This window comes from uncultured Bradyrhizobium sp. (assembly GCF_936928535.1).
GTDB lineage: Bacteria > Pseudomonadota > Alphaproteobacteria > Rhizobiales > Xanthobacteraceae > Bradyrhizobium.
Map to the genome: position 1 here is coordinate 1 of NZ_CAKZHY010000006.1, position 14406 is coordinate 14406.

Annotated in this window: 8 protein-coding genes and 1 tRNA gene; 1 reads left to right on the top strand and 8 read right to left on the bottom strand. The window is 63.4% G+C overall.

The window, feature by feature from the left end:
- Nucleotides 1–72: 72 nt before the first annotated feature.
- The 5 genes from Q0687_RS00335 to Q0687_RS00355 all read right to left on the bottom strand — a co-directional run bounded on the left by Q0687_RS00335 (nucleotide 73) and on the right by Q0687_RS00355 (nucleotide 4955).
- Nucleotides 73–285, bottom strand: a complete 213-nt coding sequence (locus tag Q0687_RS00335) for a hypothetical protein (RefSeq protein ID WP_298870721.1) — start codon at nucleotides 283–285, stop codon at nucleotides 73–75.
- Between the two features lie 683 nt (nucleotides 286–968).
- Nucleotides 969–2384 (bottom strand): hypothetical protein, encoded by a 1416-nt coding sequence (locus Q0687_RS00340; protein ID WP_298870723.1) that lies wholly within the window; start codon nucleotides 2382–2384, stop codon nucleotides 969–971.
- Nucleotides 2385–2468: 84 nt separating this feature from the next.
- The gene (locus tag Q0687_RS00345; protein WP_298870726.1) at nucleotides 2469–4094 is read right to left on the bottom strand and encodes a hypothetical protein; all 1626 of its coding nucleotides are present in this window, start codon (nucleotides 4092–4094) and stop codon (nucleotides 2469–2471) included.
- 83 nt (nucleotides 4095–4177) lie between these two features.
- Nucleotides 4178–4254, bottom strand: a tRNA-His gene (locus tag Q0687_RS00350).
- Nucleotides 4255–4523: 269 nt separating this feature from the next.
- The gene (locus tag Q0687_RS00355; RefSeq protein ID WP_298870728.1) at nucleotides 4524–4955 is read right to left on the bottom strand and encodes a phasin; all 432 of its coding nucleotides are present in this window, start codon (nucleotides 4953–4955) and stop codon (nucleotides 4524–4526) included.
- 631 nt (nucleotides 4956–5586) lie between these two features.
- Between Q0687_RS00355 and Q0687_RS00360 the strand changes: the two genes are divergently transcribed.
- Nucleotides 5587–9201: a PAS domain-containing protein gene (locus tag Q0687_RS00360; RefSeq protein WP_298870731.1), complete on the top strand. Its 3615-nt coding sequence runs from the start codon at nucleotides 5587–5589 to the stop codon at nucleotides 9199–9201.
- A gap of 274 nt (nucleotides 9202–9475) precedes the next feature.
- Here the strand turns inward: Q0687_RS00360 and Q0687_RS00365 are convergent, their stop codons facing one another.
- The 3 genes from Q0687_RS00365 to serA all read right to left on the bottom strand — a co-directional run bounded on the left by Q0687_RS00365 (nucleotide 9476) and on the right by serA (nucleotide 14328).
- Nucleotides 9476–11026 carry an FAD-dependent monooxygenase gene (locus Q0687_RS00365; protein ID WP_298870735.1) on the bottom strand — a complete coding sequence of 517 codons (1551 nt, stop codon included), beginning with the start codon at nucleotides 11024–11026 and terminating at the stop codon, nucleotides 9476–9478.
- Between the two features lie 276 nt (nucleotides 11027–11302).
- Nucleotides 11303–12475 (bottom strand): acetyl-CoA C-acyltransferase, encoded by a 1173-nt coding sequence (locus tag Q0687_RS00370; protein WP_298870737.1) that lies wholly within the window; start codon nucleotides 12473–12475, stop codon nucleotides 11303–11305.
- A 263-nt stretch (nucleotides 12476–12738) separates the two neighbouring features.
- On the bottom strand, nucleotides 12739–14328 hold the full coding sequence (serA, locus tag Q0687_RS00375; RefSeq protein WP_298870739.1) for a phosphoglycerate dehydrogenase: 1590 nt from the start codon (nucleotides 14326–14328) through the stop codon (nucleotides 12739–12741).
- Between the last annotated feature and the right edge of the window lie 78 nt (nucleotides 14329–14406).

Sequence of the window (14406 nt, forward strand, 5' to 3'; positions counted from 1 at the left end):
CTTTTGGCTTCAAGAAAGCGCACCACGATTACGCGTTTTTACACGACCAAGACCCGCACCGGACGTTAACGGTCAGTCTTTCATGCCATCCAGACCGGGATGTTCTTTGTAGATGTTGTCCTGAAGCATGGTGTCTATCCGGGCGATGATATCGCCGACCGATGTCCTCAATCTCAGAAACTCATCTGCTGGAGAAGCTTCTTTGGCGAGCGTAAGCGCTAGGGACAACTCCTCAGCGACCCGCTCTAGGTGCTGTTTAAACCGTGTGGCTGATTTCGCGTCCATAGAACCATCCCGCGGGAACAGGGCCTGCCTTGCAAATGGCAGCATACCTGCCTTTGGACCAAGAAGCCTTCCAAATAGCTAGAGCGCTACTGTTCCGTTAATGGGCCCATAGCTGACCTTATTGCGCAGAGCGCTCTTGGTCTCCTTGGTCTCCCAGCGGACCTATGGCGCTCGCAGGCGGCCGGCAGGTCAGGTGGTGTTCCTCGGTCCCTTGGTACACGCGAGGATCGAATGGGTCCTTCCGGCCGGACTGGACCCTATCGGGCGCGATGGCCACACGGCACTTCAAGTCTGCTTGGGTTCAAGCGCCGCCTGCCGTTGCACCGCCTCAACGCAGCCGACACGCCCCAAGGATTCCATAAGGAGTCCATCTAGGGGCTATTCGTATCCATGCTGTCTGATGGCCTCCAAGCGCTGAAGCGAATCCAGCGCCACCGTAGGAATCCCTGTGACCTATGTGGCTGTGCCAGAGAGACGCAATGCACCCCGGCCGCTCATCTCCGACTGATACGCCCCACCTAGTCATAAACTTATCGGGTTGGGTCCAAACATTCGTTCCACGTTATGGTAGGGATACCCCCCGAGGTACATGGGGGTGAATAACCATGACCATACCCCTATGTAATAATACCTATTATATTATATATTTCATATACTTAGGTATCCTCCATATCCTCCTCCCGTTAGAAGTCCCATAGGTGGGTGACATCTAAGCTGGGACTGACCCCGAGACGGGTCTGGAATTGATGGGTGATCGTCTTCACAGCCAAGGCCTGATGTGAAGCTGGTACGATCAGACTGTCATGAACTGGCAGACTTGGCACGCCCTGCGCCATCAGTTCTTTCATACTGCCGATCACGACCTCGCTCTCCGCAAACATCAGGTCGCTCCAATCCCGAGCACGGCCACCGATGGGGTGACCCCAGCGCTCAAGCAGCGGATGGTGTTCAAGAACACGCCTCTTCACCTCGCGAAGATTGTAGCGCTTCAGGTTGAACTCTTCAGGTGCAATGGCCTTCTTCTTCAAAATCTTCCTGACATCCGCAACAACACCCGAGCGCCACGCTGCAAGGAAGTCACCGTTCCCGAAGTGGTAGTTGATGAAGAACTTCGTCACCACCCGGTCCAGCTTGGTAGGGCCAAGGATATCCCCGTAGGCGTCCGCCTCGGTGTCGAGCGGCTGACCGATCCAAGCGTAGAAGATGGTGAGGTACGACGATGAGATATCGACCTCCGCCACCGCTTCGCCGTCGATCCGCATCTGGACCCGTTTGTCTTCCTGAATCTGCTGATAGCATCCCGCATCTTGCGGGTACGAGTATAGGCGGCCACCCTTGTCCCAGCGGTAACGTGCAAGGTTCTCAGCCTTGTGGAACTTGCGAACCCAGCCAAGATGGATGATCTCGTCTGTTGGATGCGTGAGCGTGTGCTGTTGCATGAAAGCGTTCAGCGCAGCAACATCTGCACGGAGCCGGTGGACCGTGGGCGTCTCAGGTGTCTTATGGTGCGGCTTCGTGAGTTGGACCAATTCGGTGGGCATCACGGGCACGAACTTGAAATGCTCCCGGACGTTCAGCGGTGTCACTCCGTGCTCGGCACAAAGCGCCTGAAGGGCTGGTGTGGCTCGGTAACGCGTGAGCATGCCTCGGGGCGGCCCAGGGTTGCCCATCGCCCGACTGCCGTCATAACCGGGCTTGTGATCCAGCAACCCCGCCTCCTGCCACGATGTCCGAACACCGTCGAACATACGCCAAGTGACAATCTGGCCGGAGTAATCAGTCTTCCGCTGCGAACTTCTCAGCCAGCCTTCGCTGCGGCCGCGCCGGATCGCATCAAGTAGGTCGGCAAGGAATGCAGCAGCTGCGGTCTGATAGGAATCCAAGGTCTTGTCGCGTGCATAGATACGGCCCTGCGCGGCCTGCGGCCGGGGGTAGCGCTCGACTAACTCAGCCACGAGCGCACGAGCCTGCTCAGTGGCGGGTGTCGCAGTCAGTGTCGCCAGCGGTGCGTCGCGAAGCGGTCCACGCTCCGCCCGTGGTGTCTTTGGTTCCCATCCAGGATATTCAACGAGGTTATCTTCATCATCGTCATCAATCATCGTTCATTCACTCTACCGAACGCGGTGTTGCTGAGGGGCCTGCCGGTCGCGGCTTGCCACGTGATGGCTCCTCTGCGCAAACACTCAATCCAGCCTGTATCTCGGGAACTTTTTCAAAGCCTCAGCCATCGAAGCAACCTTCGGCGGCCCATACTTCCGACCTTCTGTCGGCGGGGCATGCCCAGTGATGGCATCGTTGATCCTCTCGGACATCCCAACCTCGTCACCAATCCGTTTGAAGAGGTGACGCCACGAATGATTGGGGCTGATGTCGGGATCATCAACACCGAGTTCACGAACCCAAGTTCCGAGATGGGCGCGCGCGGTGGCTGCACGAGGACGCGACGGCTTCAGCGGATCGCTACTCATCTTTTGTGGTGTCTTGTCATTGTAGAAAAGCGCGCCATTCCCAACCTGCTTGACCATCTCTATGAAGCCTTGGGCAATTAGGTGTTCGTGAAGCGGAACGACGCGTACTTGACCAGTCTTTGTAGTGCCCGCCTCCGGCGTAATCTTCATTACGTAGAAGCCATCGCGCTTCTCGACGTCTACGCCTCGCAACTGAGTAATTTCGCCGGACCGAGCACCAGAGTACGCGCACACCCACGGCACCCAACGGCGCGTTCTCTCGGTGGGCGTAGCGGGCTCCTGATAGGTGAGGCTCGCTTTGAGGATCGTGAGCGCTTCTTCGTTCGTGAAGCTTCGGCCGTCTTCTCGCTTTTGAACCTTGCGAGGAACATCGACCTTCACTTCCTTGAATGGATTCTGGTGAATGCGCTTATGAACGCGCGCCCAAGCGAAGACCGTCCGGGACGCGGACAACCACACCTCACGTACGGTGCTTGCCTGACGCTCCTCCGTGATCAGGCCGTGAATCCACGCCCGAGCTGCGTCCTCAGTAATCCCATCAGCGCCCACCTCGGCGAAGTGCCGTTGCATGGCGAGGAAGACAACGCGCCATCTAGAGACCGTGGTTGGCGCAGGCTTGACCGCGTCAACGTAGGCTCCGAAGAGGTCCCAGCAGCCGACACCAGAGGCGCGCAGGGGGCCAGCGTTGAACGCAGGGAACGCGTCGGGCGTTTCATCACGTGAGTAATCGCCGTTCGCGCGCTTCTCCAGTAAAGAGAAGGCCGGCAATAGGTTGTCACTGACAGCGTCTACAAAGAGTGCGTAGGCCGTGGGGTTCAAAGCTTTCCCCTCGCTGGCGAGGAATGTCGCTACCCGCGCCTCTTCTGCAATCAATGGTCTCACCGCCTCGCGTACGTCCGGCTCTTTGGCCCAATTCCAATCGGGATCAGACCTAGGGTCTTCTTCATAGCTGTCAGGCGCGTGTGGGCGGATCACCTCCCAAACCATGATATCTCCGAGGTTCTTCCAATATCCGGGCTTGCCGGGGTCCGCCTCGTGCTGCTTCACGAACCACAAGTACCAGCGGCCTGCGAGAGCGATTGCGTTGAGCCTCGTGAGTGGTTGCCCCTCGCCGTTCCTTTGGGCTCGCAGGGTCGCGATGCGCGTTTCGACCTCTGCTTCCCACTCGCCAAGACGAGCCTTAGCTTCGTACTTGGGCGTGTCGGCCGCGAGTTTCAGTTGAGCTTCACGTTTGGTCCCGTAGAGCCGTTGGTAGTCCTCACGGACATCCTCGGGGATACCTTTGCGAGCAAACCACCGACCATCCGCAATTCGATTTAGCGCAACCATTCGCAACGCCATTTGTATCGCCTTTTGTATTTTGGCGACGCAAATCCGTTAGGTCTATCAATAAGATGCTGAGAACGTGGGGTTATCCGCAACAGTGGTACAGTTGGGTGGGCTCGAACCACCGACCTCCTGTTCCACAGACAGGCGCTCTAACCAACTGAGCTACAACTGCATCCTTGCGAGCCGCGCCGCCGGGCTGCCTGAAAAGGCCTGCTGAGGGGGCTGGACGGGGCGGAAACTAGGTGCATCAGGGGTTTTTGGCAAGGCCGCAAAAGCCGTTATTTGCCGCTTCTTAGGCCGATAAATCCGCGGATTTGCGCGCTCTATCCGCGATTTACCTTATGAAACCAGAACCCCTCACCTCTCCCTGCGGGAGAGGGGAAGAAAAACCCGGGCCTTGGGGGCCCGGGTTTTGTAACTCGCTCGATCCGCCGGTTTGAATCAGGCGGCGGGGTAGTACTTCGAGGCGGAGGCCTTGATCGGCTCGGCGGTCGCGCTGGCGGCACGCTGGGCGATCTCGGCCAGCTCCCTGGCCTGGGCCTGGAAGGTCTCGAGCTGGGTCTTTGCGTGGCCGGTCCAGAGCTGGAACGCATCGGTCGGCGACTTCACGCCGAGCAGCTCCTGGGTGAAGTCCATGTGCGCCGTGGTGTTGGCCTTGGCGAACTCCATCAGCTTGGCGGTGTACTCGTTCGCGCCCTTCTGGGCGGAGGCGAACACGGCCTCGATGGTGCCGTTGTGGGTCTCGGCGGCGTCCTTGAACTTGGCGTAGTTTTCGCGGGCCTGCGACACGCCCTTTTCGGCGAACGCACGCACCTGCTCGGGAACCTCGAACGGGATGATCGAGGCAGAAAACGGATCAGTCGCACCTGTCATGGTTGGTCCCTCAACGGTAATGAAAAATGGAGTGAGCCTTCTGGCGCGCCCGCCGGCCAACCGGGGCCATTTCTTGTTACGAGGTGGCGGGTGCGGAGACTGGAAACGCAGAACACGAGATCACTCGTCCAGCGCCAGCATTGTGGCTGCCTAACATGTCAACATTGTGCAGCGCAATGTCATCCGGGGGTGCGTTGCAAAGATTTAATCCGGAGGGTGAGGTTCCCGGGGAAGGGAACCGGGGGTTGCGGTATTCGGGCCCGTCATTCCGGGACGCGCGTAGCGCGAGCCCGGAATCCATCGGGCGGCAGAGACGGCGGCGGAATGGATTCCGGGCTCGCGACTTCGTCGCGCCCCGGAATGACTGCGTCCGGGACGCTTTTCGTTTCCTCCCCTTCTGGGTGTTCAGACCGGCCGCTGCATCCATCGCGCCCCCACGAATCCTGCGGATGCAACGAGCATGCGGCTTGCGGGTTCGCCCACATTAAGGTTATCGCGGCTTTAGGACGCGCCAGACAGCCTCGGGCCGTGGACCTGCCCGCCGCCGCGGGCGATACTAACCCTTTCTTAAGGCTGCCATTCCCGGCAGCCTCGCCAAGTGAAGCCACAAGCGGGACTTAAAGCCGGTCGGATGACGAATTCGGATTTCCAGTTGCGAGGCGTCGGCGATCCCAGGCTGTCCGTGCATGCGACCTCGCCCCTGCCGGCCTGGCTGTGGTCACCCGACGGCTCGCGCGTGCTGTGGGCCAATGCGGTCGGCGCCAAATTCTTCGGCGCGGCCAATGCGGCGGCGCTTGCGCAAAAGACATTCGGACCCGCCGACAGCCATCGCCGGCAGATCATCAGGCTCGCCCACCGGCTGCCGGCAGAGGGCAGCGTGAGGCTCGAGCGGATGCAGGGCTTCGGCGCCCGGCTCGGCACGCTGATGACCTGCGCCTGCGCACGGCTCGATTTTTCCGATGGCTCTTCCGGCGTGCTCGTCACCGCGATGAACGGCGCTGCGCCCAGCATGCCGCTGGTCGAGCGGCTGCATCGTCTCGTCGATGGCGCGACGACGCCGATGGCGGCGTTCGCGCCCGACGGCATGTTCGCCGGCGCCAGCGAAGCGGCGCGCTCCCTGCTCGGCTTTCGCGATCTCGGCGAAGCCGGCCTCGAACAGGCGCGCAGCGAGGCGCTGGCGAAGGGCCGCGTCGAGATGCCCGTCGGCATCGGCAAGATGGTGCTGCAGCGGGTCGGCACCGGGGCCGATGTCGGGCTCATCGCGCTGATCGAGCCGGCGACGCAAGCCGAACCCACGCAAGCCGAACCTGCGACGGCGCAAGCAGAGCCTGTGGCGGAGAGCGTGGCTGATGCCGCGCCGGAAGCGGCGCCCGAGATGGTGCCGACCGCCGCGGGTGAGCCGGCGCCGCAGCCTGTCGAAGCACCGTACGTACCCGATACCGGGATCACGATGTTCGATCCGTTTGCCGAACCGGACGAGACGCCCGCGCCAACCGCAGCGCTCTCGACTGCGCCCGAGCCGACCGCACAGGCGGCGACGGAGATCGTGTCGATTCAGGACGCCGTGAAAGACGCCTTAGAGGACGCCGAGGCGCCCGCTCCGGAAGCGATCGCGCCGACGGTCGAAGCTGCGCCGGAAACAGCGGTTGAAAACCCGAGCGAAGCCATTGTGCCGCCGCATCAGGCGCCGATCACGTCAGCCATGGTCGAGCTGCCGGGACACGCGCAGACGCGGTCGGAACATGCGGAGGCGCAGTCCGCAGAGCAACCGCGCCAGCATCCGCTGCGCTTCCTGTGGCAGATGGATGCGCAGGGCCGCTTTGTGCTGGCGTCGAGCGAATTCATCCGCCTGATGGGCGCGCACACCGCCGCCGGCTTCGGCCGGCCGGGCTTTGGCAGGACCTGGCGCGAGATCGCTGACGAATTTGCGCTCGACCCCGATGGCCGCGTCGCAGAGGCGCTGGCGAGCCACGACACCTGGGCCGGCATCACCGTGAACTGGCCGGCCGATGGCGGCGAGCATCTGCCGGTCGAACTCGCCGGGCTTCCCGTCTACGACCGCGAGCGCAACTTTGCCGGCTTCAAGGGGTTTGGCGTCTGCCGCGATCTCGACGGCCTCAACCGGCTCGAGGCGCTCAGGCGCTATGAGCTGTTTGCCGAGCCGGCCGCGCCGCCAAGCCTGTCGACCGATGTGGTCGAGCCTGATGTGGTCGAACCTGATGTGGTCGAACTTGGGCCTGAAGCAGAGCCATCGCCTCCGGTGGAGGCGACGCCGCCGCCCGAGCCTGAACCGCCCATCGCAACTGAACCTGAACCCGAACCGCCCGCACTCTTCATCGAAGCGAATTCACACCCAACCGAGCCGGAAACGCCAGTGGAAACGCCTCCGAATGTCGTGCCGTTCCGCGCACCTGGTGATCCCAGATCACAAGGTGATCAGAGGTCACAAGGTGACCAGAGGTCGCCGACGCTGACGCCGGTCGAGAACAGCGCGTTCAACGAGCTCGCGCGGCAATTGTCCGAGCGGCTCGAACGCGAGCGCGAGCAGATCACCTCTGTTACGGCCGAACCGCCGGCGGACGAGATCGCGTCCGACGCGGCGATGCCGCAAGAGCCTGTCATTACCGAGCCCTCGATCTCCGAGCTCGAAGCGCCCGCGGCCGAATGGCTGAGCGAGCCCGCCCCGCCCGTGCGCGGCCACTCGACGCGCGACCGCGCGCTGCTGGATCTCATTCCCAGTGGCATTCTGATCTACCGGCTCGATCGCCTGCTCTACGCCAACGCCGCGTTCCTGGCGCGCATGGGCTATGCGAGCATCACTGCGCTGGAAGATGCCGGCGGACTGGATGCGCTCTATGTCGAGCCGGGCGTTTCCGCCGCCAGCAGCACCTCACAGTCAGGCACGCCTGTCACGATCAGCGCCGCGATCGCCAATGGCGAGACGCCGCCGGCAACCACCGAAGCACATCTGCACAGCATCGACTGGGACGGCGCCAGCGCGCATGCGCTGATCTGCGCGCTGCCGCAGACGATCGTCGCCGCGCCCGTCGTCGTGGCGCCGGTGGCCGCGCCATCAGTTGCCGTCGAGACCGATGTCGACGAGCCCGTGCTGTTCGCACCCGAGCCGGACGCCGGCGATGCCGACGCGGAAGACCTCGCCGCGATCCTCGACACCACCGCCGAGGGCATCGTGATGTTCGATGCCGAAGGCAACATCCACGCCTGCAACCGCAGCGCGGAGGCGCTGTTCGGCTATGACGGCGAGACGCTGCTGCAGCAGACCCTGCTAACGCTGTTCGCGCCTGAGAGCCAGCAGGTCGTCGTCGACTATTTCGAAAGCATCAAGAGCGGCGACATCGCGAGCCTGCTCGATCACGGCCGCGAGGTGCTGGGCCGCGAGAAGAAGGGCGGCGTGCTGCCGCTCGCGATGATCATGGGCCGCACCCGGCCCGACGGCCCGAACTTCTTCGCCGTGTTCCGCGACCTCTCACAGGCCAAGAAGGGCGAGAGCGAGCTGACGCAGGCGCGGCGCCTGGTCGACGGCGCGGCCAACGCCAAGGCCGACATGCTGGCGCGGATCAGCCACGAGATCCGCACCCCGCTCAACGCCATCATCGGCTTTGCCGAGGTGATGATATCAGAACGATTTGGTTCGCTGGGCAACGAACGCTACGGCGAATACATGAAGGACATCCGCGCCTCCGGCGAGCGCGTCATCACGATCATCGACGATCTCCTGGAGCTGTCGCGGATCGAGACCGGCAAGCTCGATCTGAATTTTGCCAACCTCAACCTCAATGATCTTGTGGAAGCCTGCGTCACCGTGATGCAGCCGCAGGCCAATCGCGAGCGCATCATCATCCGCACCTCGCTCGCCCATGCGCTGCCGCAGGTGGCGGCCGATGCGCGCGCGCTGCGGCAGGTGACGATGAATTTGATCTCGAACTCGATCCGGCTCGCCAGTGCCGGCGGCCAGGTGATCGTCTCGACCGCACTCAACGATCGCGGCGAGATCGCCTTGCGCATCCGCGACACCGGTCATGGCCTCAGCGACACGGAAGTCGCCGCCGCCATGGAGCCGTTCCGCACGCCGCCGCCCGGCGATGCCGCGGACAATTCCGCGCTCAGCCTGTCGCTGACCAAGGCTCTGGTCGAAGCCAACTGCGCCCGCTTCAACATCAAGAGCGCGGGGACATCGGGCACGCTGATCGAGGTGACCTTCGCGCCGGTGACCGCGCGGGCGTGAGGTCCTTAACCTCTCCCCGCCCTTGCGCGGGGAGAGGTCGGATCGCTTTGGCGCGCGCGCCTAAGCGATCCGGGTGAGGGGCAAGGCAATCAGGCGCCGCGATGCTGGTCCATCCGACTCCGATCGCCACCAGACGCTTCAAACCCTCAATTCAGATAACATCTGTGGAGACAGCCCCTCACCCCGCCCTCTCCCCGTAAGAACGGGGCGAGGGAGTGAGAGAGCGGCGCGTCCCTTACGGTGCTGCAGCGATCACGCCGCGCGCACCAGGGCTTCAGGAAAATTGGCGCGCCGTGGGTTCGCCGAACCATCGCGAAGCGGCCCGAGCAGCGTCTTCATCATCGACCGCGCCGTCACTGGCCCACGCAACGACACCGTCGGGGCGCACCAACACGGCACTCAGGCCGAGCCGCTCTTTGGGTTCGCCTGCGACATAGTCGATCCTGATATCCCAGCGGCTTGCGAGCGCCCGAAGCGGTGCGCGCCTGTCGAAGTCCAGCAGGAGCCCTTTCGCTGGCCGCAACAGCGCTCCGGCCGTCGTGTCGTCAGCGAGTTCGAAATCGGGAACAGAGCGACCGATGAGCGGATGGCGGCCGCCAAGATCGTAGCGCAGCGCAACGCCGCGGATACGTTCGGCGAAATAGGTCGCGCCATCGCCCGTCGCGATGAGATCGCGGATGATCGCCTGGAGCGCGCGGGTCGCGGGCGTCGGCCGCATGATTGCGACCTGCGCGCGCGACCAATCGAGGATCTGCGCGCCGACGGGATGCCGCTCCTGCGAATAGCTATCGAGCAGATTTGCCGGCGCGCGGCCGCGGATTGTCGCGGCCAGCTTCCAGCCGAGATTCATCGCATCGCCCAGACCGAGATTGAGGCCTTGCCCGCCCAGCGGCGAATGGGTGTGCGCCGCATCACCCGCGAGCAGCACGCGGCCGTTGCGATAGGTCGTGGCCTGGCGGGCGCGGTCGGTCCAGGTCGCGGCGATCAGGAGTGTGTTGATGGTGACGTCGGTGCAGGAGACGCGGCGCAAGACCTCCTGCACATGCGCGCGCGTGATCGGCGCGGTCCGGTGGAATGCGCCGCCGTCGAAATCGACCATCGCGATCGTGCCGGGCTGCGCAAAAGTATACATGCCCGTGGCCGTGTAATTGCGGCCCGGCTTAAGTTTCTCCGGATCGGCGAGCTCGACGACGACGGAGTATCCGGTGAATTCGGGGGCGGTGCCGACGACATCGAATCCGCATGCCTTGCGCACCGTGCTGCGGCCGCCGTCGCAGCCGGCGAGCCAGCATCCCCGAAACGTCTCGCCGGCCGCCTCCACGGTAACGTCGTCATCGGAAGCGGCAATCGCGGTGACGCCAAATCCGCGCCTGATGTCGACGCCCAGGCTGCCCGCGCGCGCCGCCAAGACGGTTTCGAGCGTCTCCATATCGACCGCGACGCTGGCATCGGCCGGCGTCGGCAAGCGCCAAAGCAATTGCGCGGCATCGATATCGTCCTCAAAGAACTGAATGCCGGCGAAATGACCGGCGGGCTTGCGCGCTTGCTGCATCCAGTGCGCGGCGCTCTTGATCGCGGCCGACTTCGCGCGCTGCGCCGCGACGATCTCGTCCAGCAGGCCGCGCCGGTGAAAGGCCTCGGTCGTGGGAATCGAAAGACCGCGCAGGCCGAACGGCAGCTGCTTCAGCGCCGAATGCGGGTCTTGCGCCCGTTCGAGCACAAGCACCGAGCGACCTGCGAGCTGCAGCTCGCACGCGAGAAACAGGCCGACGGGGCCGGCACCGGCAATGATGACGTCATGGAGATAGATAGATCGGGTTTGCATAGGACGCTCCTGTGGTCGCTGTTCGACCGGAGCGTTCCCTGAAGCCGAGGATCACACGGACGAACGGTTGAGCGCCCAAAGGGCGCCCGCTGTTCGTCGTGGGGATCTCGTGCACAAGGCCAAAGACCAGAGCTTTCGTTACCGAAAGGATTTGGGCTTACCAGACCAAATCTGCCTTTTCCGACGGGCCCTCTATAGTTTCGCAACCGTGGGAGCGCAACGAAAAAGGCACGGCGCCTCGCAAGCGCCGTGCCTCTCACATGTCCGTGCGTCAGATCAGCTGTAGATTTCGAACAGGCCGGCGCCGCCTTGGCCACCGCCGATGCACATGGTGACGACGCCCCACTTGGCCTTGCGGCGGGCGCCTTCCTGCAGCAGATGGCCGGTGAGACGGGCGCCGGTCATGCCGAAGGGATGGCCGATCGCGATCGAGCCGCCATTGACGTTGTACTTCTCGGGATCGATGCCGAGCTTGTCGCGCGAATAGAGACACTGGCTGGCGAAGGCTTCGTTGAGCTCCCAGAGATCGATGTCGTCGATCTTGAGGCCATGGCGCTTGAGCAGCTTCGGAACGGCGAAGATCGGGCCGATGCCCATCTCGTCGGGCTCGCAGCCCGCGGCCGCCCAGGCGACGAAGCGGCCGAGCGGCTTGAGGCCGCGCTTCTCGGCATCCTTGGCCTCCATCAGCACCACCGCGGCAGCGCCGTCGGAGAGCTGGCTGGCATTGCCCGCGGTGACGGACTTGCCGGGGCCCTTCACCGGCTCGAGCTTTGCCAATCCTTCCAGCGTGGTTTCGGGGCGATTGCATTCGTCGCGGTCGACGACGTAATCGACGATCGACTCCGCCTTGGTGGCCTTGTCGACCACCTTCATCTTGGTCTTCATCGGGACGATCTCGTCCCTGAACTTGCCGGCCTGCTGCGCGGCAGCCATGCGGCGCTGCGACTCCAGCGAATATTCGTCCTGGTATTCGCGGCTGAGCTTGTAGCGCTCGGCGACGATGTCGGCGGTGTCGATCATCGCCATGAAGATATCGGGGGCGGTCTTGAGCAATTCGGGATCGATCGATTCCTTCGGCGTGCCGCCGCCGGGGATCGAGATGCTCTCGACGCCGCCGGCGACGATGCAGTCGGCGCCGTCGGAGCGGATCGAGTTCGCGGCCATCGCGATGGTCTGCAGGCCGGACGAACAGAAGCGGTTCACCGAGACGCCGCCGGTCGACTTCGGCAGGCCGGCGAGCAGCGCGGCCTGGCGGCCGATGTTCGGTGCACCATGGGCGCAATTGCCGAGATAGCAATCCTCGACATAGTCCTTGTCGACGCCGGCGCGATCGACCGCGTGGTGGATCGCGTGCGCCGCGAGCGACATCGGCGGCGTGATGTTGAACCCGCCGCGGCCGGACTTGGCGAGGCCCGTGCGCGCGTAGGAAACGATGACGGCTTCACGCATTGTTTTCTCCCTTAGAACGATTGTTGGGTGCGTCCTGACGCCATTGGTACACAAAGATTGGCGGGCACGGAAAACAAAAACGCCCCCTCCAGCGATGGAAGCGGCGTTGTTCCGCACGTCGGAATATGATGATCGTCATTCCGGGGCGATGCGTCAGCATCGAACTATGGTTCGCAATTGCGAACCTGAGAATCTCGAGATTCCCCGGTGCGCAATTGCGAACCTGAGGTTCTCGCTTCGCGAGCCCCGGAATGACAGGGTGATCAGAACCTCAGCGCCTTGACCTGCTTGACCTGCGGCAGCGCCTGCACTTTGGCGAGCACGTCCGCCGGCACCGCGCCGTCGACCTCGACCAGCGCGATGGCGTCGCCGCCCTGCTCGACGCGGCCGAGATGGAACGTCGCGATGTTGAGCTTGGCATCGCCCAGCAGGCCCGCGAAGCTGCCGATGAAGCCCGGCTTGTCCTCGTTGGTGACGTAGATCATCGACTTGCCGAACTCGGCGTCGACGCGGATACCCTTGATGTCGACCAGGCGCGGCTTGCCGTCGTGATAGACGGTGCCGGAGACCGAGCGCTCCTGACGTTCGGTCGCGACGGTCACGGTGATCAGGCTCTCATAGTCGCTCTGGGCGGCGCGGACGATCTCATCCACCACCATGCCGCGCTCCTTGGCGACGACGGGCGCGGACACCACGTTGACCTCGCCCAGCATCGGCCGCAGCAGACCCGACAGCACCGCCGAGGTGATCGCCTTGATCTTCATCTCGGCGACATGGCCCTCATAGGTGATCTCGACCTTGAGGATGCCTGATTCAGTCAGCTGGCCGGCGAACGAGCCGAGCTTCTCGGCAAGCGCGATGAAGGGCTTCAGCTTCGGCGCTTCTTCCGCGGTGATCGAGGGGAAGTTCACCGCGTTCGAGATCGCGCCCGTGAGCAGATAGTCCGACATCTGTTCGGCGACCTGAAGCGCGACGTTCTCCTGCGCTTCCGTGGTGGAGGCGCCGAGATGCGGCGTGCAGATCACATTGGGATGGCCGAACAGCACGTTGGTGTTCGCAGGCTCCTCGACGAACACGTCGAAGGCGGCGCCGGCAATCTGCTTGGAATTGAGCGCATCGACCACGGCCTGCTCGTCGACGAGACCGCCGCGGGCGCAGTTGATCAGGCGCACGCCCTTCTTCATCTTGGCGATCGCCGATGCGTCGATGATGTTCTTGGTCTTCTCGGTCAGCGGCGTGTGCAGCGTGATGAAGTCGGCGCGCTTGAGGAGGTCATCGAGCTCGACCTTCTCGACGCCGATGTCCTTGGCGCGCTCCGGCGACAGGAACGGATCGAACGCGATCACCTTCATGCGCAAGCCGAGCGCGCGGTCCGCGACGATCGAGCCGATGTTGCCGCAGCCGACGACGCCGAGCACCTTGCCGGTGATCTCGACGCCCATGAAGCGGTTCTTCTCCCACTTGCCGGCCTGGGTCGAGGCGTCGGCCTGCGGGATCTCGCGGGCCAGCGCCAGCATGAGCGTAATCGCATGCTCGGCGGTCGTGATCGAATTGCCGAACGGCGTGTTCATCACGATGATGCCCTTGGCCGTGGCCGCCGGGATCTCGACATTGTCGACGCCGATGCCGGCGCGGCCGATCACCTTGAGATTGGTGGCCTTCTCCAGGATCTTGGCGGTCGCCTTGGTCGCGGAGCGGATCGCGAGGCCATCGTAATTGCCGATGATCTCGGCAAGCTTGTCCTTGTCCTTGCCGAGATTGGGCTGGAAGTCGACCTCGACGCCGCGATCTTTGAAAATCTGCACGGCAGCGGGCGAGAGGGCGTCGGAGATGAGAACTTTGGGCTTGGTCATGGGATGTGTCCTTCACACCCTCCCCTGGAGGGGGAGGGTCGGCGCGAAGCGCCGGGGTGGGGTGAAGCTGCAGAAAGA

Bases quoted from the DNA above. Each gene is read 5' to 3' on its own strand.
- Q0687_RS00335 (WP_298870721.1), bottom strand. From the start codon at position 285: ATGGACGCGAAATCAGCCACACGGTTTAAACAGCACCTAGAGCGGGTC.
- Q0687_RS00340 (WP_298870723.1), bottom strand. From the start codon at position 2,384: ATGATTGATGACGATGATGAAGATAACCTCGTTGAATATCCTGGATGG.
- Q0687_RS00345 (WP_298870726.1), bottom strand. From the start codon at position 4,094: ATGGCGTTGCGAATGGTTGCGCTAAATCGAATTGCGGATGGTCGGTGG.
- Q0687_RS00355 (WP_298870728.1), bottom strand. From the start codon at position 4,955: ATGACAGGTGCGACTGATCCGTTTTCTGCCTCGATCATCCCGTTCGAG.
- Q0687_RS00360 (WP_298870731.1), top strand. From the start codon at position 5,587: ATGACGAATTCGGATTTCCAGTTGCGAGGCGTCGGCGATCCCAGGCTG.
- Q0687_RS00365 (WP_298870735.1), bottom strand. From the start codon at position 11,026: ATGCAAACCCGATCTATCTATCTCCATGACGTCATCATTGCCGGTGCC.
- Q0687_RS00370 (WP_298870737.1), bottom strand. From the start codon at position 12,475: ATGCGTGAAGCCGTCATCGTTTCCTACGCGCGCACGGGCCTCGCCAAG.
- serA (WP_298870739.1), bottom strand. From the start codon at position 14,328: ATGACCAAGCCCAAAGTTCTCATCTCCGACGCCCTCTCGCCCGCTGCC.